General features: G+C 40.1%; 17 protein-coding genes. 13 read left to right on the forward strand and 4 right to left on the reverse strand.

The features are described from left to right. The first annotated feature begins 132 nt into the window (after positions 1-132). From H5186_RS11200 to H5186_RS11210, 3 genes are all read left to right on the forward strand, one after another. On the forward strand, positions 133-996 hold the full coding sequence (locus H5186_RS11200; RefSeq protein ID WP_182794467.1) for a S1/P1 nuclease: 864 nt from the start codon (positions 133-135) through the stop codon (positions 994-996). Positions 997-1,027: 31 nt separating this feature from the next. Then, a complete protein-coding gene (locus H5186_RS11205; protein ID WP_182794468.1) occupies positions 1,028-4,204 on the forward strand; it encodes a TonB-dependent receptor in 3,177 nt (1,058 codons plus the stop codon). 275 nt (positions 4,205-4,479) lie between these two features. Then, entirely contained in the window at positions 4,480-7,668 is a 3,189-nt protein-coding gene (locus H5186_RS11210) for a TonB-dependent receptor (protein WP_182760768.1), read from the forward strand. Between the two features lie 63 nt (positions 7,669-7,731). Here the strand turns inward: H5186_RS11210 and H5186_RS11215 are convergent, their stop codons facing one another. Further along, a complete protein-coding gene (locus tag H5186_RS11215; RefSeq protein ID WP_182760769.1) occupies positions 7,732-8,163 on the reverse strand; it encodes a MarR family winged helix-turn-helix transcriptional regulator in 432 nt (143 codons plus the stop codon). 129 nt (positions 8,164-8,292) lie between these two features. Here H5186_RS11215 and hmgA point away from each other — a divergent pair, with 129 nt between their 5' ends. Together hmgA and maiA are read left to right on the forward strand one after the other, a co-directional pair. Next, a complete protein-coding gene (hmgA, locus tag H5186_RS11220; protein ID WP_182739508.1) occupies positions 8,293-9,594 on the forward strand; it encodes a homogentisate 1,2-dioxygenase in 1,302 nt (433 codons plus the stop codon). 7 nt (positions 9,595-9,601) lie between these two features. Beyond that, on the forward strand, positions 9,602-10,231 hold the full coding sequence (maiA, locus tag H5186_RS11225) for a maleylacetoacetate isomerase (protein ID WP_182739507.1): 630 nt from the start codon (positions 9,602-9,604) through the stop codon (positions 10,229-10,231). A 6-nt stretch (positions 10,232-10,237) separates the two neighbouring features. Here maiA and H5186_RS11230 read toward each other — a convergent pair whose 3' ends face one another. Next, positions 10,238-10,471, reverse strand: coding sequence for a TIGR02647 family protein (locus H5186_RS11230; protein WP_145234371.1), 234 nt, complete (start codon positions 10,469-10,471; stop codon positions 10,238-10,240). A gap of 181 nt (positions 10,472-10,652) precedes the next feature. Here H5186_RS11230 and H5186_RS11235 point away from each other — a divergent pair, with 181 nt between their 5' ends. Both H5186_RS11235 and H5186_RS11240 read left to right on the forward strand, forming a co-directional pair. Continuing rightward, positions 10,653-10,955, forward strand: coding sequence for a DUF1496 domain-containing protein (locus tag H5186_RS11235; protein ID WP_182717587.1), 303 nt, complete (start codon positions 10,653-10,655; stop codon positions 10,953-10,955). A 65-nt stretch (positions 10,956-11,020) separates the two neighbouring features. Beyond that, positions 11,021-11,287: a VF530 family DNA-binding protein gene (locus tag H5186_RS11240; RefSeq protein WP_145234376.1), complete on the forward strand. Its 267-nt coding sequence runs from the start codon at positions 11,021-11,023 to the stop codon at positions 11,285-11,287. Positions 11,288-11,329: 42 nt separating this feature from the next. Here H5186_RS11240 and H5186_RS11245 read toward each other — a convergent pair whose 3' ends face one another. Both H5186_RS11245 and H5186_RS11250 read right to left on the reverse strand, forming a co-directional pair. Next, positions 11,330-12,955, reverse strand: a complete 1,626-nt coding sequence (locus H5186_RS11245) for a diacylglycerol kinase family protein (protein ID WP_182717588.1) — start codon at positions 12,953-12,955, stop codon at positions 11,330-11,332. 274 nt (positions 12,956-13,229) lie between these two features. Continuing rightward, the gene (locus H5186_RS11250; RefSeq protein ID WP_182717589.1) at positions 13,230-14,231 is read right to left on the reverse strand and encodes a branched-chain amino acid aminotransferase; all 1,002 of its coding nucleotides are present in this window, start codon (positions 14,229-14,231) and stop codon (positions 13,230-13,232) included. A 363-nt stretch (positions 14,232-14,594) separates the two neighbouring features. On the opposite strand from H5186_RS11250, the gene H5186_RS11255 reads away from it, so the two are divergent. The 6 genes from H5186_RS11255 to H5186_RS11280 all read left to right on the forward strand — a co-directional run bounded on the left by H5186_RS11255 (position 14,595) and on the right by H5186_RS11280 (position 20,288). Continuing rightward, positions 14,595-15,134 (forward strand): sigma-70 family RNA polymerase sigma factor, encoded by a 540-nt coding sequence (locus tag H5186_RS11255; RefSeq protein WP_182717590.1) that lies wholly within the window; start codon positions 14,595-14,597, stop codon positions 15,132-15,134. Then, positions 15,131-15,820: an anti-sigma factor domain-containing protein gene (locus tag H5186_RS11260; RefSeq protein ID WP_149979977.1), complete on the forward strand. Its 690-nt coding sequence runs from the start codon at positions 15,131-15,133 to the stop codon at positions 15,818-15,820. The genes H5186_RS11255 and H5186_RS11260 overlap by 4 nt, the downstream gene beginning before the upstream one ends. A gap of 174 nt (positions 15,821-15,994) precedes the next feature. Further along, positions 15,995-17,587 (forward strand): DUF4331 domain-containing protein, encoded by a 1,593-nt coding sequence (locus H5186_RS11265; protein WP_149979976.1) that lies wholly within the window; start codon positions 15,995-15,997, stop codon positions 17,585-17,587. Between the two features lie 11 nt (positions 17,588-17,598). Then, the gene (locus tag H5186_RS11270; RefSeq protein WP_149979975.1) at positions 17,599-18,114 is read left to right on the forward strand and encodes an Ig-like domain-containing protein; all 516 of its coding nucleotides are present in this window, start codon (positions 17,599-17,601) and stop codon (positions 18,112-18,114) included. Between the two features lie 51 nt (positions 18,115-18,165). Continuing rightward, a complete protein-coding gene (locus tag H5186_RS11275; RefSeq protein ID WP_182739506.1) occupies positions 18,166-19,173 on the forward strand; it encodes a hypothetical protein in 1,008 nt (335 codons plus the stop codon). Next, positions 19,170-20,288 carry a HupE/UreJ family protein gene (locus H5186_RS11280; protein WP_182739505.1) on the forward strand — a complete coding sequence of 373 codons (1,119 nt, stop codon included), beginning with the start codon at positions 19,170-19,172 and terminating at the stop codon, positions 20,286-20,288. Before H5186_RS11275 ends, H5186_RS11280 begins: the two co-directional genes overlap by 4 nt. Positions 20,289-20,358 lie beyond the last annotated feature (70 nt).

Genomic DNA, 20,358 nt, shown 5'->3' on the forward strand with positions numbered 1-20,358 from the left:
TTATGAATTGAAAGAACTATCAATGGGAAATTATGAATTTCTTTGAGTCCTTCCTATTTATCTCAAAATCAGGACAATTCGCGCCATAGAAGAGGCCGCTCTTGTCAAATAAGATCATTGAGGAAAACACAAATGTTACGCAAAATTACACATGGATTTAGTTATCTTTTAGTCGGCGCAGTACTTTTATCATCACAAAATGTATTGGCTTGGGGACAAAATGGCCACAGAATTGTCGGTAAAATTGCCGAAAATCACATAACAGACGCAACTAAAGCAGAGCTTAAAGAACTTTTAGAAGGGCAAAGCCTAGCGCAAATTGCTACTTGGGCTGATGAAATGCGCTCTGATCCGAGTCCTTTTTGGCAAAAAAAATCTTCTCGTTGGCATTACATTAACGCGCCAAGCAACTCATCTACATTTACTCACAGCCACGATGAAAATTTAAATAAAGATAATGTAAGCAACATTCTTGAAGGGATGTATTTTGCCATCGATACATTAAAAAACAAAAACAGCTCAATAGATGCAAAACGTTTTAGCTTACGCTTTCTTGTTCATTTAGTTGGCGATAGCCATCAGCCGTTTCATGCCGGACGTGCAGAAGACAGAGGTGGTAACCGTGTTAACGTTACCTTTTTTGGCCAGCCAACCAACCTGCACTCATTGTGGGACACTAAATTAATCGAAAATGAGAACCTATCATTCACTGAATTCGCGCAGTTTATTGATACTAATAATGCAGAAATAATTGCTGAGTACCTAGCCAGTTCACCAGAGCAATGGGTAACAGAGTCACACAATTTAGCTGACAAACTATACAAGCTAAATAATGACGAGATTGGCTTTAGCTACATTTACGAAAACACACCGATTATTAAAACTCGCTTACAACAAGCCGGTATTCGATTAGCAGGATTATTAAATACGTTATTTGATAGTTCAGCAAAACCGTTAGCAAAGGCACTTAAGATGTCAGCTAACACAAACAAGTAATAAACCTTAACTTTCCACGGGAATCAACAAAATGAATAAGCTTCGCCTTTCGAAATTAACTGGGGCTGTGATCCTAGCCTTAGGTGTTTCTACAAGCGTAATGGCAGCAGATACCTCATCCGCTATGCGTGGTAAAATTACTACACCTTCTGGCACTGCAGCTGCAAATGTGAAAATTAAAGTTATTCACCAACCAACTGGCACTGTAAGCGAATTAACAACCAATGAAAGCGGTACCTTTATTGCCAATGGTTTACGTGTTGGCGGCCCTTACACTGTGTTTATTGATTCAGACCAATTTACCGATACCATGCTTGAAAATATATATTTAGAACTGGGCGATACATATCGTCTTAATTCTCAGCTTCAAGCAGCTAACATCGAAAAAATTGAAGTATCAGGCTATAAAATTATTCAGCAATCTGGTGGTTCAAGCAGTACCTTTGGCGAAGATACAATCAATAACATGCCAAGCTTTAACCGTGACATTAAAGATATTGCCCGTCTAAATCCTTTAGCAAGTATCAATGGTAATGGCGAGTTAACTTTTGCGGGGAGCAACCCTCGTACTAACGGTCTAACTGTTGATGGTATCGGTCAAAACGATGACTTTGGTTTAAATTTTGGTGGCTACCCGACGTCTCAACCTCCTGTTTCACTTGACGCAATAGAGCAAGTTTCAGTTGACGTATCGCCTTTTTCAGCTTCTAAAGGTAACTTTGGCGGCGGTACAATAAACGCCGTAACGAAGTCTGGTACTAATGAATTCAAATTTTCAGGTTTCTATGAAACATCTACACCTGATATGGCCGGCGATGTTCAAACAATTAAAGAAGAAGATACTGATAAAGCCGGTTATAAAACTTATTCAACGAATAAAGTAAAACCGATTCAAACTGAACAACGTTTTGGTTTTAATGTCGGTGGCGCAGTTATTAAAGATGAACTATTTTACTTTGTAAACTACGCACAGTGGTCAAGTGAGCAGGATTTAGATTATGGCTTTAAGGATTCTGGTGCTGCAAATGAATTTAAAATAACCGAAGACAGCTACAATCGCTTTATTGCTATTTTAAATGACGAATATGGTTTAACCGATTCATTAGCAGGCGCGCCTGAAGACACCAACAAAAATTTATTAGTTAAACTTAGCTGGAATGCCAGTGATGAGCATCGCCTAGATTTCACATATCAATGGCAAGACGATCAAGCTGAGAAAAATGAGAGTAAAGGTGGAAATAGAGTAGTCTTAAAATCAAATACATATGCATATGTTACTAAGTTTAATAATTTTGCCACTAAACTTTATTCTGATTGGACTGAAGACTTTTCAACAGAGATTGGTATTGCCTATAAAGATGTGACCTCTGACAGTATTACTCGCTCAAACTTAGGTAGCATTACCGTAGAAGAAAATGGCAGAAAGGGCCCTAACTTTAATTTTGGTACTGATAGATATCGCCATGCGAACAAATCTGAAACTGAAAACTTAACACTGACACTTGATGCAACTTATCTAATGGACGAGCATGAAATTAACTTTGGTGCTCAATATGAGTCACTTCGTTTATATAACTTGTTTGCTGAAAACTCATTAGGTACATGGAAATTCACTAGTCTAGAAAATTTTGCTAACCGCGAAGTAAGTGCTTATGACTTCTCTTATCAAAATGCGTACACTAATAATTCAGCAGATACCGCCTATGATGTAACACGTAGTCAATTAGCTTTATATATTGAAGATACCTTTTACTTAAATGATGACTTAGAAGTGACAGCTGGCCTTCGCTATGAGCGCTTATCATCTGATGATAAACCGACTCTTAATGAAAGCTTTCTAAGCACCTATGGTTTTAGTAATCAAGAGAACCTTGATGGTTTAGATATTATTCTACCTCGCGTTGGCTTTAAATATTATGCAACTGAAGCATTAACTATTAACGGTGGAATTGGTCGTTTCCAAGGCGGTATTCCAAATGTCTGGTATAACAACTCATTTCAAAAAGATGGTATTACCCTCGTTTCTGCACCAAATAGTGTAATAAACGACTACTACCAAAATAACCCAGCAGATATCACTCAGGTCCCTGATGTTATTAAAAATTCGTTAGAGCAAGGGGCAGGAAGTACTGCTTACATTGATCCTGATTTCAAGTTACCTTCAAGTATTCGCGCTCAAGTTGGCTTTGAATATGAATTTGATTCTGAACTATTAGGTAATGGCTTTAAATGGCAGGCCGAAATTGCTTACCACAAAAAAGAAAATGAAGCTGTATGGCATAATACCTCTATCCGTCCTATCGGTTTAGCGGCTGACGGCGAGCGTGTAATTAATGAAACCATCTACAGTGGTGCATTGAAAGATAATGTTGATATTGCAATGACTAATTCAACCGACGATGGTCGCTCTATCATTATCTCTACTGGTATTGCTAAAGAATGGGATAACGGTTTATTTGTTTCTGCAAGTTATGCTCATCAAGATGTTACTGAGTCTTCTGTTGGATCAGCGTCGCAAGCCGAAGGTAACTATAAGCACAATATTACTGCTAATCGTAATCAAGATGTGGCAGCACGTGGCTTTTATGAAGTTGAGCATAGTTTCAAAATTAACTTAGGCTACAATGCTGAATTTATTGCCGGTTATGCGACTAAATTTAATATGTATTTTGAACGCCATTCTGGTCGTCCATTTAGTTATACAATGAATATGCATAAAGATGCTCACTTAGGTGACACAAGTTCTTTATTTAGTAGCAGTGCTTATTTGGCCTATATTCCAACGGGTGCTGATGATGCGAATGTCAATTGGGCTGATTCTGAAATGAATTGGGCACAATTAGCAGAGCGTTTAGATCGCGCAGGTATCTCTCAACGTGGCGGCATTATCGGTAAAAATACTGGAACGCAGCCTTGGGTTACCACCATGGACATCAGCATTAAACAAGAAATCCCTGGCTTTGCTAACGGCCATAGTGGCGAGCTATACCTTATGATTGATAATTTCGCTAACCTACTTAATAGCGATTGGGGTATAGAAAAAAGCTTGGGCTATTCAGACCAATCTATTTATGATTTTGGTGGTCTTGATGACCAAGGACGCTATATTATTGATAATAGCTTTGGTGGAGCTGATGTAAGAAACTATAGCCAAATAACGAGCTCATCAACATGGCAAGCTAAGATTGGTATCAGCTACAAGTTCTAATTTTTAAAACTCTATGTAAAACCCGCTTTTAGCGGGTTTTTTTATGCATAAAGCACTGGGTTTCATACTTTTGTCATATTTAATGAGTAAATTGACCCATGGGTACTAAATTGCTCGAAAAACCGCAATTTTGTTCTAAACTACTTTTATTACAAATTTATGTGCAATGTAACTTATTTGTAATGAAATAATAGGGTACAATTTAGCTGCTTGGAAAATCCGAGCAAATTAATACCAAAACTAAAAAATATTACACCTTACACGGGAAATAAATAATGAAAATTCAACTCCGCAAAACAGCACTTTCACTTGCTATCGCAGCTTGTGTTGGCGTAAGTGGCGCAGCGTTTGCAAATGAAACGACCTCTGCAATTAAAGGTCAGATCAAGGGACCTAATGGTAACCCTGCTGCAGGCACAAAAATTACTATCGTTCACGTTCCATCAGGTTCAACAAAAGAAACTGAAACAAACGATGCTGGTTACTTCACCGCGAAAGGTCTTCGTGTTGGCGGTCCTTACAGTGTTGTTGTTGATTCAGATGTATTTGCTGACCAATCATTTAATAACATCAACTTGCAAGTAGGTGCTGATTACCCAGTAAACGTAACGCTTGAACCACAATCGAGTATAGAACAAATTGTAGTCACTGGCCGTGCTATTAGCACAATGTCAGGTGGTACAGGTCCGGCTTCAACATTTACTCTTACGGACCTTGAAAACCAACCTGCAATTAACCGTGATCTAAGAGATATTATTCGAATCGACCCACGTGTTGCTATCGATGACAGCCGTGGCACAATCAACTGTGGTGGTGGTAACCCACGCTTTAACAGCTTAACGCTTGACGGCGTTCGTATGAACGATAACTTCGGTCTTAGCTCAAATGGTTACCCAACTGTTCGTGCACCTTTCTCTTTCGATTCAATCGAGCAAGTTGCGGTAGAGTTAGCGCCATTTGACGTTCAGTACGGTGGCTTCACATCATGTAACATTAATGCCGTTACCAAGTCTGGTGGTAACGAAATCCACGGTGGAGTTTTCTACGATTACACTAACGATTCGATGAAAGGCGACAAAATTGAAGGTGATAAAGTTGATAATGGCGATTTCAGCGAAAAGCGTTACGGCTTTAATGTTGGCTTACCATTAATTAACGATAAACTATTCTTGTTTACCTCTTATGAAAAACTTGAAGGTGTACAACAATTTAATTACTCATCGTTAGTTTCTTCTGATGAAATTGAGCAAATTAAACAAATTACTAAAGATGTATATGGCTATGATGCAGGCGCTACACCATCTAGTTCACCAGTTGAAGATGAAAAAATCTTAGTAAAACTAGATTGGAACATTAACGACAATCACCGTGCAAACCTTATCTATAACTATAACGATGGATTTACATTGTCACAATCAGATGCTGATGGTGATGAACTCGCTTTTGATAGCCATTTTTATGAGCAAGGCGCCGAGTTTACATCAATCGTTGCTTCTTTATACTCTGACTGGAATGATAACTTCTCTTCAGAAATCCGTTTAGGTAAATCAGAACTAGACGCACGAGTTGAATCTTTAGATGCAGCAAGTAGTTTCGGTGAGTTCCAAATCAGCACTGATAATGCAACTGTATACGTAGGCCCAGATGATTCTCGTCAATCAAATGACTTAAACTACGATACTACTACAGCTAAGTTTGCCGGTACTTACTACCTTAACCAACATACAATTACAGCTGGTTTTGAGTATGAAAAGCTAGAAGTATTTAACCAATTCGTACAACACACTGAAGGTGAGTGGCGTTTTGCATCAATTGATGCGTATAGAAATGGTATAGCTAATGCAGTTTATTATAATAACTCTGCAAGCACGAATAACCCTGATGATGCCGCAGCTAACTTTGCTTATTCACAAAATACATTTTATGTCCAAGATGAATACAGCTTCTCAGATATCGATGCTTCTCTAACATTTGGTCTTCGTTACGACAGCTATTCAAGTGATGATAAACCAACACTTAATCAGAACTTTACTAATCGCTATGGCTATAGCAACCAGTCAACTTTTGATGGTATTGATTTAATTCAACCGCGTGTTGGCTTTGAATGGTATGCAACTGATGCATTAGAAGTGCGTGCGGGGGTTGGCTTGTTCTCAGGCGGTAACCCAAATGTATGGCTATCTAACTCATACTCTAATGATGGTATTACCAATATTGGTACTTACATTAGCGATATCAGTAACTCTTATAAAGTTGGCTCTGGTGATGACGAAGTTACTCTAGTTGACTTATTTGATACGCCAAATGTAAATAGTGGCACTCCAGGTTATGAAGTTCCACAAGATATGTTTGATAAAGTTGCAAACACTGAAATTGGTTCTGGTGATGCAACTGCAAACGCAGTTGATCCTAACTTTGAAATCCCATCTGAGTGGAAGTACTCTTTAGGAGCAACTTACACAACTGAAAACGATTACGTGTTTGCTTTGGATTATTTGTATACCAAAAAACGTGATGCTGCTACGCTTGTAGATATTGCTTTACAAGATTCTGGTGATACTACTTTCGATGGACGCCCTATCTATGAAAGAAAGGAAGATCCATTAAACCCTGGTAAATATCGTAGTGGCGAACTATTACTAACTAATGTAAATGGTGACAGTGGTGATTCGTCGATCATATCCGCAGCAGTAAGTAAGTCATTCGATAGCGGTATCTCAGTACAATTCTCTTATGCTTATACTGATGCTAACGACGTAAATCCAATGACCAGCTCTGTTGCTAGCTCAAACTACGGTAACTTAGCAACAACTAACCCAGGAAATCCTGGAGTAGCTACATCAGATTACGAAATTCCACATCGCTTTACATTAAACCTTGCTTATAATCATGAGTTCTTCAATGGTTATAACACCCGCTTTAACCTATTTGGTGAAGCTTATAAAGGTTTACCATATAGCTTTACTTATAAGAGCAATAGAAACACAAATGCAGGTGATATCCAGTTTGGCGATAGAAACTCTAATGGCGCACGTCAATTGCTATATGTACCACTAGAAAACGATCCTAATGTTGTTTACAACATGAGCGCTGATGAAATTAACGAGTTTAACGACTTTATCGCTTCTGAAGGTTTGAAACGTGGTGAAATTTCTTCTCGAAATGCGCAAAACTCTGATTGGTTTGTTAAATTTAACTTCAAACTTACTCAAGAAATCCCAGGCTTTATGGACGGTCATAAAGGTGAAGCATTCTTCGTTATCGATAACTTAACTAATATGTTGAACGATGATTGGGGTGTATTGAAGAAAGGTTCTTTCGTTGGTAATAAAATGGTTGAAGTGAACGTCAATGACCAAGGTCAATACGTTTACTCAAACTTCAGTGCACGCAGTGCAGAGCAGTCAATACAACGCAATGCCTCTTTATGGGAAATGCGTGTAGGTGTTCGTTACACGTTCTAATTTGCTAAGGTAACTTACAAATTAAATTAATTTTAAAGCCCATCTTTTGATGGGCTTTTTGTTTTATTCATCTAATTTACTAGTTAACTTATCTAAACAACTAAGCAAGGTTTGATACTCGGCTTGAGTTAAAACATCCAACAGATTCTTCTCCCACGCTAAAGCAGCTGGGGCTAACTGCTGATACAAGCCCAACCCTTGCTCACTCAACGCTAACAAGCTGGCGCGTTTATCTGCCGGATCGATTAAACTCTCTACATAGTGCTTATCTATCAATGCCTTAATTGCCCGTGATACAGTGGATTTATCCATTGCAGCTTGCTCACACAATGCTTTTGCGTTGCTTTGTCCAAACTGGGCTAAATTAAACAAAATACGCCACTGAGGAATGCTTAAATCACTTTGCTGTTGATACACGGGTGCAAACTGTTCACTCATTTTACTGGCTAAGTTAGCCAGACGATAAGGTAAAAATGTCTCTAAATCGAGAGCCATAACGGCTATGTCCTGTTAATTTACAATCATGTTTAAGTGTCCATAAATATGTACAGTGGCAAAAAGCATGATGTTTGAATTTAGTCTCACTTGAGAGTATCTTACAGTAAAACATAAAGGAGTCGAGTGATGACCAGCGAATTAAAATATATGACAGGATTTGGCAATGAGTTTGAAACCGAAGCTCTGCCTGGCGCATTGCCTATTGGGCAGTTTAGCCCGCAAAAAGTAAAATACGATTTATACGCTGAACAATTTAGTACCACCGCATTTACCGCGCCGCGTGCTGATAACCGCCGCACTTGGATGTACCGTATTCGCCCATCGGTTGTCCAAAGTGATTACAGCGCAATTGATAACGGTTTAATTCGCACCGCTCCAATTACCGAAGTCCCAACTCCACCTACTATGCTTCGTTGGGATCCAATTGATATTCCAACCACGCCAACCGATTTCATTGATGGTTTGATCACTATGGCTGCAAACGGCAGCGCCAATGGCCAAACAGGAATTGGCATCCATGTTTATGTAGCGAATAAATCAATGACTGATCGTTATTTTTATAATGCCGACGGCGAAATGTTATTTGTGCCGCAGCAAGGTCAGTTACTGCTGAAAACAGAATGTGGTAATTTAACGGTTAAAGCGGGTGAAATCGCAGTGATCCCGCGTGGCATTAAATTCCAAGTCGTTTTGCTCTGTGATACTGCTCGTGGTTATATCTGTGAAAATTATGGTCATGCTTATGTGTTAGCTGAGCGCGGCCCAGTGGGAGCCAACGGCTACGCTAACGACCGTGATTTTCAATACCCTGTTGCTGCCTTTGAAGATAAAGAAGGTGAGTTTGAGTTGGTTGCTAAGTTCAACGGTAATATGTTCCGCTGTGATATAGGCCACTCCCCTTTAGATGTTGTAGCCTGGACGGGCAACAGCGCTCCCTATAAATATGATTTAGCACGTTTTAATGTAATGAATACAGTGAGCTTTGATCATCCTGATCCGTCTATCTTCACAGTACTGACATCCCCGTCAGGCACAGAAGGTGTTGCTAATATTGATTTTGCAATTTTTCCTCCACGCTGGATGGTGGCAGAAAACACTTTTCGCCCACCCTATTATCACCGCAATATTATGAGTGAATTTATGGGCTTAATTGAAGGCGTGTACGACGCCAAAGAGCACGGCTTTGTACCAGGAGGCATGAGTTTACATAATTGTATGTCACCGCATGGCCCAGAAGCTGATGTATTTGAAAAGGCCTCTAACGCAGAGCTTGAACCGCAACGCTACGAAAATACCCTCGCGTTTATGTTTGAATCACGTTACGTTATTTCACCAACAAAATACGCATTAGAAGGCAAAGAGCGCCAACCTAACTACACTGATTGCTGGCGAACTATTAAAAAACACTACAGTGGCCCACAAGGATAATTGAACCATGAAACTTTATACATATTTTCGTTCATCTGCCGCATATCGCGTGCGTATTGCGCTTAATTTAAAAAATATTAAGCATGAGTTAGTAACTGTTAACTTACTAAAATCTGAGCAACAAGCACCTGAATACCTAGATAAAAACCCGCAAGGGTTATTACCTGCGCTGGAAACCAATGACGGTGTACTCGCACAATCGATGGCAATTTTAGAATACCTTGAAGAAACACACCCCGACACACCACTATTATTTGGTGATGCCTGGCAAAAAGCCCAGATCCGTAATTTATGTTATGCCATTGCCTGCGATATTCATCCTATTGATAACCTACGGGTACTGAAATATTTAAGTGGTGAACTTGGTGCTGACGATGCAATCAAAAATACCTGGTATCGTCATTGGGTAGAGGTTGGTTTTGAAAAAATTGAACAGCTACTTGATCATACAAATGAATATTGTGTGGGTGATAAACCTAGCCTTGCTGATGTGTGTTTAGTGCCGCAAGTATTTAATGCTTATCGTTTTAACGTCGATATGACTGCGTATCCGAAAATAGCAGCCATTTATGAACGTTGTAACAAGCTTGATGCATTTATTGATGCTGCACCACAAAACCAACCGGATGCAGCCTGATATTTTTTAATTACCCAACGCACTGTGTAGCACGGTTACGTGCTCTATCAGATCTAAGCCCAGATCGGTTAAGTAACCGCCATCTGGGCTATCTATAATACCTTTATCAAACAATCGTTGTGCCGCGCTTAATAAGCTTTCATCAGCATCACTATGTAACTTAATACCTTGCATTTTACTGGTTAATGGAAATTTTGCTAACAGTGTAAATTCGTCAATCATCGTTTGTTTAAATTGCATGTGTTCACCTTGTCTTTAGAAAATTATTTTTGTGGATTTTACCCTAACACATTTTATGGCCAAGTCACCCTAAAACCCTAAGTGGGCTGGTTTAAACGCATTTAATTGCAACTGAAACTAGTATTTTGGGGTAACTTAGGTATAAGCTTAGTGTAGTTATTTTTTAATGCAAAGGCTAAATATGCGAATTATAACGATTATAGGCATCTGTTTTATCAGTGTAATTTACTCGGCTAATAGTTTCAGTAATAATCAAAAACCAGCCTTGTTTCTTGACGCAAAAAATAAAGTTAGCGAGCAGCAACTCTGTTGGTTTGAAGATCAACGCTACAGTGAAGGTGCGATTATTTTAATGGCTAATGTGCGGGTGATCTGTGCAGCAAAAAACCCTCATCACAATAATAGCGCGTTAAATTGGTTAATGCTCAACGAGCAAAATGAAATTATTTACCCAACCGCCCCTAAAACAATTCGCGTTAATTAATAGAATTGGTATCAACGCACAGTTACGTTACAATAGCAGCGACTTTTATCAAGCAATAGTGACTTATGAATCAGCAAGCAAACAACCCGTTACATGGCATTACACTCGAACAAATAGTAGTAAAACTCGAGCAAACACTTGGCTGGAAAGCAATGGGTGAGCATGTTGATATTCGCTGTTTTAAATCTGACCCAAGTGTAAAATCGAGCCTTAAATTTTTACGTAAAACACCTTGGGCGCGTACCAAGGTCGAGCAGTTATACCTCGATAACTGTGTCGATGCACAACCGCAAAACAGCGGTTTTGTGTGGCCTAGTATTAAAAAGAAGTAACAGCCATTGCGCGTTATAGCTTATAACGCGCAACAAGTTCAGTTACTCGACCTGCTCTGCACAGATCACCGCCAGTGATTGCGGAGTAATTTCAATGATCAATTTATCAGCACTTTTAACTTCACCATCAAGTACATATTTTATTTCCTGAGTCGCCGATATTGCAACGCGGCGCGCATTGGTATGATGTGAATTAATCGCAAAATGTGCTTGGGTAATACTGCTAAATACCAGCTCAGCAATACTTAATACATTGGCTGATGCGTCTTGGTTTGGAGTGAGCCAATTAACATCGAGCAAGCCATCGTAATGATCTGGCTGTCCCCCACCTTGCGCTAGTAAAGTAGTAAAAGGTGCAGCATTAGCGACAATTAAACTATTGGTATGTATTTGCTGCGGCTCGTTATCATCTAGCTGTACGGTGAAATCTTGGGCTTTTTGTTCACCCAAAGCTTGCCAGAAGCCCTGTAAATATGCGAACTGACCAAGCTCATTTTTAGTATCCCGATCGGCTTTTTCAATCATGTGTTGTTCAAAGCCAATCCCTGCTAACAACAACATCAACTCACCATTGCAATATGCTGTATCCATTTGCTTGGTTTGCCCTTCAATAATCAAATCACATGCTACTTCCACAGGGATCAACTTTGACTTAATTCCCATTAACACATGTGCTAGAGCATTGGCCGTGCCAAATGGGATAATACCTAATTTACAGTCTGTGTTTACCAAAACACTTGCCACTTCTGCCACTGTGCCATCGCCGCCGCAGGCGATGATCATATCTGGTTTATCAGCTATCGCTTGTTTGGCCAACACAATCCCATTTTGCTCGACTGATGTGATCATCACTTTTAAGTTATAATAAGCAGATAAACGCGCAACAATTAAATGCTCTTTTTGCTGCCATAACTTAGTGCCGGAAACTGGATTAGCAATTAATACCGCTTTATTTTTGATTAATAACTCACCCTTTTTATGGCGTTTAACTAGTTGACGCAGTTGGTGTTTATTTAAATTAGCGGTTTCGCGTGTTTCTTTTATTTGCGCAAGCACTTGATGTACATCAGCCTCCTTATTTTGACTGAGTAAATAAGCCGCCATCACAAACACTGAACGACCACGACCCAACGCACAATGCACCACCACACGACGATTATCTTTAATATGATGGGCAATCCAGTTAATCGCTTGATTAAGCTGCGAACGTGTTGGGACTCGATGATCAAGCACTGGGATATTTAAATAGTTTATGTTTTCTTGTGTTGATGACCATTCAAGTCCATCAAATTCACAGGTTACATCTAAAATCGCGGTAATACCGTTATCTTTTAAAGTATCTATATCTGAAGGGAATAAGCGACAGGCTAAAAATAAGTGTTCGTTAATTTGTTGTAATGGCGGTACTTTATCGTGCTTTCGGCTCCACGCGTTATAAACTTGTGCCCCCAATAAAAAAGGTATGAAAGCCCAACGAATGTAAAACGGGATAACACCGTTTTCTCGTTTACGAAAAATTTTTGCAATATTAAAAAAATAGGCACCGCTTACCAGTAATAGAGATAAAGCCGTCCAATAGAATAGCAGCGAAAAATAGCTAGGACTAACCTGCCACCCCATAATGATAAATACAATTGCCAGTAATAAGTAACTTATTGCGGCCCACATAAACGCTCCTTTTGTCGTTAGTTATACCCAAACAGAAATGCAATCTATGCGCCACTAATAAAATTTCACAGAAATAAATATTCATATATATTTCATAGCATTAAGATATCAACTGATTAGTTTAGTGATACTTCCTGTGTTTACATACGTTATTTTTACACACCTTTGCAGCTAACTTACACAGTTGAAAGTATAGATTATTAAATAATTTAGACCATAAAAAAGCCTAGGTTATAAATAACCTAGGCTTTTTATAAAAACATATCGTTTAACTTTACACGTCGATTTTGGTTAACCAGCCATGGGTGTCTGGTGCTTTACCCCATTGAATATCGTTAAGGGCTTGGCGCAAACGCATTGTCGTTGGCCCTGCTTCACCACTGCCCACTTTGTATTCTTTATCATTATGAATAAAAGTACCCACTGGGGTTAATACCGCAGCAGTGCCAGATAAAGCAGCTTCAGTACCCGGTTTTGCAGCACGCTCAAGTAATTCAGTGACTGTAAAATTGCGCTCGGATACTGTCATACCTAAATCTTTAGCTATGGTTAAAATACTGCTGCGCGTCACGCCATGTAAAAAGGTGCTATCTAGCGCTTTAGTAATAATTTCATTACCATCAATTAAAATAAAGTTTGCGGCACCAGTTTCTTGTACATCACCGCCTGGGCAGAATAGAATTTGGTCGGCTTGATGTTGCAAGCGTGCTGCCGTAATGGGTGCTAATGCACTAGCGTAGTTACCACCACTTTTGATCATACCCATGTGCGGGGCACAGCGCATACCATCTTCTTCTAGTAATACTCGCAGCGCAGTCGCGCCACCAGCAAAGTAATCACCCACAGGTGATAATAGCACATACAATAATGAACTTAATGACGGCACAGCCGCTTTACCAATGGCAGCTTCAGTACCGATATGAGTTGGACGAATATACATAGAGCCCGGTGGTAACGGCGTTTCATCAGCATACTGGCGGACAATATCAATGATCATTTTTTCAAGCTTGGCTCCATCAACTTCAGGTAAGCTTAATAAATGCGAGCTTTGTTTCATGCGGGCAATGTTAGCGTCCATGCGGAAAATATAGACTGAGCCGTCTTCATGGCGAAATGCTTTTAACCCCTCAAAACATGTACTTGAATAGTGAAGAACATGTGCACCAGCATGAAGTTCAATTTTATCTGACGGAACAACAGAGCTTTCGCTCCAAGCGTTATCAGTAAAACGTGCTTGAATCATCTGCGGCATAAATACGGTACCGAATGCGGCCATTTTAATCTCTCTTATGTGGTCTACTTTTACCCCATTGTATGACATTCATGCACTGTTTAACCATAACTAAAACAAGGCATTTATTGGAAGTAACAGGATTTTTTGCAATTTCGTCAGTATTTAACTTTGGTAGGTCCTATTATTCTGCTTTGCGGCGTCATTTCCAGCTCTCTAAACGATGAATGTAGGACTGCAGTCTCAGATATAAAACTGATCGCCGCAACTTGATAAGCCGTATTTTACTGCTAGGCTAACTGGTGGAAAAGCATGAAAATAATGATAAGCACCCATCATTTAGTTGGTTTTTTGCATCCATTTTACATCATCATACGTTTACTAACTGACAATAATAATAGGAACTCTATGGAAACCGACGAATTATTACCTCTACTAAGTGCAACCGCGCAGGGCAATAAACAGGCATTTGCTAAATTGTATAATGCCACAAGCGCAAAGCTGTTTGCGATCAGCTTAAAAATGTTAGGCAATCGTGCTCATGCCGAGGAAGCGCTGCAAGATGCATTTGTGAAAATTTGGCACAATGCATCTGATTATCAAGTAACCAAAGGCACAGTGATCAGCTGGATGATCAGCATTGTTCGTTATCGTAGCTTAGACTCTTTGCGCTATCACAAAGTGCGTAAAGAGCAATCCTTAGATGACGACTCTGCAATCTCAGATGATTTAACTGACTCACCTTTAGCTATTGATTACGAAGATAAAAGTAAACTCGTTGATTGTATAGAGCAACTAGATGAACAGCAAAAACAAGCGATCCACTTAGCCTACTACAAAGGCTTGACTCACAGTGAGTTAGTTGATCATATTGATACTCCGCTTGGCACAGTAAAAAGCTGGATCAGACGCGGCCTGCAACAGTTGCAAAGGTGCTTAACGTTATGAATTATGACAATCAAAAACTTATCGATATGTTGGCGGCTGAATACGTGTTAGGGACCTTAAAAGGCTCTGCTCGTAAACGCTTTCAACGTTTAATGCTCTCATCAAATCGTGTTCGAGAAGCAACCTGGATGTGGGAGCAACATTTAAATAATTTAGCCAGCTCAATTAAATCTGTGCCGCCTGATAGCCACGTTTGGGAAGCAATTTCACAGCGTATTGACCCACAGCAAGCAGTGGTACCAAACAATGTTATTCAACCTAAAACAAGTATTTGGCAAGCGTGGTCGTTAATTGCTACCGCAGCAAGTATCGTATTAGCTTTGATTATTTGGCAGCCACAAACGCCTGTCGGGCAAAACACTCAGCAAATTGCGCTGTTTAAAGATGCCAGCGAAAAACCATTATGGTTTATCGATATCAACGAACAAGGTTTATCAATAAAAGCCAGCGACAAATTGACCGCCAGAACTGATAAGGATTATGAACTGTGGATGATATTAAAAGGTCAAGATGCACCTATTTCGTTGGGCCTTTTACCAAAAGATGGCGTTAAATCGCTATTAAAAGACTCACGTTTCAACGCGCAAGATATCGCATTACTTGCCATAAGTTTAGAACCTATTGGAGGCTCACCAACAGGCTCTCCCACCGAAGTACTTTACACAACTGAGTTAATTTTACTGTAAGTAAACCAACAACACGCAATAAAAAGCCAGCAAAAGCTGGTGTTTTATTCCATTAAATTCAACGAGGTAATTTTAAATATACATTTCATTAATATTTTTTACTTTTTATTGCATCCAATGGTAATTGCTTTGCGTATTAGTAGTGACCACTATCTAAAACTAAAGGACAAAGTCATGAAAGCTTTAACTCCCTCAATATTAGCAGTTGTAGTATGTAGTACCTTAGTAAGCGTCCCATCAGAGGCGTCAAGTCACCGTGAAGCTCCAAATATCAGTCGCTTCCCGACTTTAGATTCAACAGATTTTTATGCATTTAACAGTTATGAACAAGGCCGTGGTGATTATGTCACCCTGATTGCAAACTATATTCCATTGCAAGATGGCTATGGCGGACCTAACTATTTTGCCATGGATCCTGATGCAACCTACAGCATCCATATTGATAACGATGGCGATGCGATTGAAGATATTAGCTTCGCCTTTAACTTCAAAAGTATGCTGCCTAATGACAATCAAGGTGTTGCATTAACCGTTGGCCCTGAAGGCAACCAACGTACTGTTGCTGTACCACTCAAAAATGTTGGTGGTGTTGCAGCTGGCAATAATGCCGCAGTTAACTTTAGCGAATCATACACTATGACGATGATCGCTGGTGATCAGCGTACAGGTAGCAAAACCATGCTAACTAATACCATGACCAGCAGTAATGAATTCCACAAGCCACTTGATTATATTGGCGATAAAACGTTTTCATCAATGGATGGTTATAAAAGCTACGCAGCGCAATTTGTATATCAAGTAGCGATCCCAGGCTGTGACGGTATGGCAAAAGTATTTGTTGGCCAACGTAAAGACCCATTCGTAGTGAACCTAGGCAAAACCTTTGACTTAGTGAACTATGTGCCGGTAGAAGGCGACAGTGCGCCGGGCGCAGGTGATGGCGCGGGCTTCCCTGGAGGCATTACACAATCGGCAGATAATGATGACTTAGCAGATAAAAATGTGACCGCAATTGCTATCGAAGTACCTAAAAGCTGTGTAGTTGGTAATGGCAACGGCACTATTGGTACATGGACTACAGCAAGCTTACCGCAGGCGCGTATTCTAAACCCGAATGCTAAATTTGCTAACAATGCAGTAAACGGTGGTGCGCTTACTCAAGTATCTCGTTTAGGTAATCCACTTGTTAATGAGTTGGTAATTGGTTTAAAAGACAAAGATACCTTCTCAAGTTCACAGCCTAAAGACGATGCTCAATTTATTGATTATGTTACCCACCCTTCTTTACCAGAGCTTTTAAATATTCTGTTTAAAGATGCGGTTAATACCACCTTAGGGGCAAATCTAGCGACCCTTGCACCAACGAATTTTCCACGTAATGACTTAGTAACTGCATTTCTAACTGGTTTCCCGGGCGTTAATCAATTAGCCACTGTTACAGGTGCTGAAATGTTACGTTTAAACACAGCAATTGCAGCTAAAGCACAGGCAGATCAATCAGCATTTGGTGTTGCTGGTGATGATTTAGCCGGTTTCCCAAATGGCCGTCGTCCTGGTGATGATGTAGTTGATATTGCGCTACGTGTGGTAATGGGTCGCTTATGCTACCCAATTCCAGTAAATGGCACAAATACTGATTTAGGCCTGTGTACATCTGATGATGCCAGTGTAGGTAACGTACCATTTACCGATGGTGCACCAGTGAACGCTACGATGATGGATGCAAGCTTTCCATATCTAGCAACTCCACTTGCAGGGTCTAAATAAGGAGAACACTCATGCAACATTTTAAATTATCACATCTTGGGTTATTGCTTGCTGCGCTTACACTCAGCGGCTGTAGCAATGATGACGACCATAACACCGTCGAGATACCACCGATGGTAAATAAAGCACCTACAGCAACAGCTGATATGGTAACCACACAAACCGAAGTTGTAATTGAAGACATGCTACAAGGTTCTGATCCTGAAGGAGATACTCTTACCTTCAGTCTGGTTACTGAGCCAATGCTAGGCATGGTAGTGGTTAATAGTGATGGTAGTTACACCTATACGCCGAACCTTGAAACTACTGGCTCTGATAGCTTTACCTTTGCAGTCAGTGATGGGGTAAACAGCCAAGTTACTGCGATGGTTGATATCACTATTGAAGCACTTGAAGTCGATTTTGCACTACTAGGCCGTGCAGCATTTAACCAAGCGGCTACCGATAAGCCACTGAGTGTGAACGGCCGTACATTCACAAATGCGGATGAAAATGCCACATTTGACGATTTGTTAGGTAACAACTAAATCACACAATAATACTTGCAGGCCATGGATGGCCTTTTTAAGGAGAATGCTATGATCACCCGTGCTTTTACTTACCTTTGTTTATTGATCTCAGTTAATGCAGGGGCTGAACCTTATACGCCAGCAGATGACGAGATCATCGCAAAAGCCCGCGCAATAAATACCGCACACCTTAATCAAGACGAATTAATGACGTTACTGATAAATAGCCAACAAGTAGGTCAAACTGAGCTTCGCCAAGGCTTATTAAAAAACCAGTTACAGCAGCGCTATGCGCAATCTCCCACACCACAAATTGGCTACATGTATGCACGCGTTTTACAACGTGAACATCAATTTTCAGCAGCCTTAGCAATCACCGATGCAGTACTAAAACGCGATCCTAACCATGTTAACACCCATCTATTACGCGCCAATATGCTAATGGTTCAAGGTGACTTTAAAGCCGCTAAACAACAATGCTTAAAACTCTTGGGTCTAACAGCAATGGATGTAATTAATACCTGTACATTTGATGTACTAAGCCAAGACGGTCAATTAGCACAAAGTTATCAAAGTTTAGCGAACAGTATTACAAGTAATAAACAAAGCGATGATACCCGCCATGTATTGGCTGAAATGGCACTGAGACTCAATAAACCCGATGAAGCGCTCGCTCATATCCAGTCATTGCCATTAAAAACAGCCCCCGTCAGCCTTGTAGTGTTATGGGCAGATATTTATTTAGCGCAAGGGAATTATCAAAAAGTCCTAAACACTTTGCCTGCACTGGTAAATGATCAACAAAATTTAGAAGATGCCTTGTTGCTGCGCTTGGCAATTGCAGAGCAACACTACAACGATACCTCGCTGAAACAATGGCAAAATTTAATGGCGCAAAGAGTGGCGCTGCGTGAATTACGTCAAGACCGTTTTCATGCCAGTGATTTAGCTCACTATTATTTAGACATCAATAAACAGCCAGAAAAAGCCCTATACTGGGCAAAAATAAATTGGCAACAAGCTAAGCTTGATGCCGATCAGCAATTACTTACACGTGCGCAAGGAGCCTCTTTATGAACGCATTTGTAACTGCGTTTTTTTGTAACCTGTGTTTATTTTTCATGTTACAAGGAACAGCTCAAGCACACCAATTAAGTACCAGCTATATTAATTTAAACGCAACCGATGACAGCCATTTTACGGGTAGTTGGCAAATCAACGTTGCCGATTTAGAGCAACAGGTGGCGTTTGATTTAAATCAAGATGGGGCTATCGCATGGCATGAGATCAATGCAAAACATAGCGCCATAAGTGATTTTGTCCTGACCTCACTGACAGTAACATCAGCGGACAAGCAAGCATGTACGCTTACCAGCGACGCTCCGTTGCAGCTTGATACTCATTTTAATCAACCCTATGTAGTTGTTCAATTGCAATTATCCTGCCCAGCTCTGGACACCAACCACAGCGCCATAGCATTTCATTATCAGGCATTTTTCGATACTGATGCCAATCATAAAGCAATTGTCACTATCAATGATCAAACTCGTGTGATGAGTAAAAATAATACCCTTCAAACTTTTGATTTTACTAAAAGCAGTTACCTCACCACTTTTAATCAATATGTTTACCAAGGAGTGCTGCATATTTGGCTCGGACTTGACCATATCTTATTTTTAATTGCATTGTTGCTTACCTGTGTATTAGTAAAAAAATCAGCAAAATGGCAAGGTGTAGAATCAAAAGTCACGATCTTCAAACACACCGCATGGATAGTTACCGCATTTACTTTGGCGCATTCAATCACTCTGACCGCCACTGCAATACAATTAGTTACACCTAACAGTCGCTGGGTAGAACTGGGGATCGCTATATCTGTGTTGTTTGCAGCTCTTAACAATATTTGGCCATTAGTTGTGCGTTTAGGCTGGGTCACATTCGCCTTTGGTTTATTACATGGCATGGGCTTTGCGAGTGTATTAGGTGAATTAGGGCTATCCAGTGACTATCAATTACTCAGCGTGCTAGCATTTAATTTAGGTGTAGAGATAGGCCAACTGGCTATATTAGCAGTTACATTACCAGTCCTTATTTGGGCAAGAAACTATCACTGGTATCAAAAATGGGTGATGCCTGCAGGCTCACTCGCCATCGCGATCATCGCGGTGCAGTGGTCAATAGAACGGATTTGAGGGTATTGATTTATAGCTGAAATCAACAAATTAATTGTAAAATTCACTGTGTAAGTTGCTATCATTGAAT

This window comes from Pseudoalteromonas sp. SG41-2 (assembly GCF_014164535.1).
GTDB classification, from domain to species: domain Bacteria; phylum Pseudomonadota; class Gammaproteobacteria; order Enterobacterales; family Alteromonadaceae; genus Pseudoalteromonas; species Pseudoalteromonas rhizosphaerae.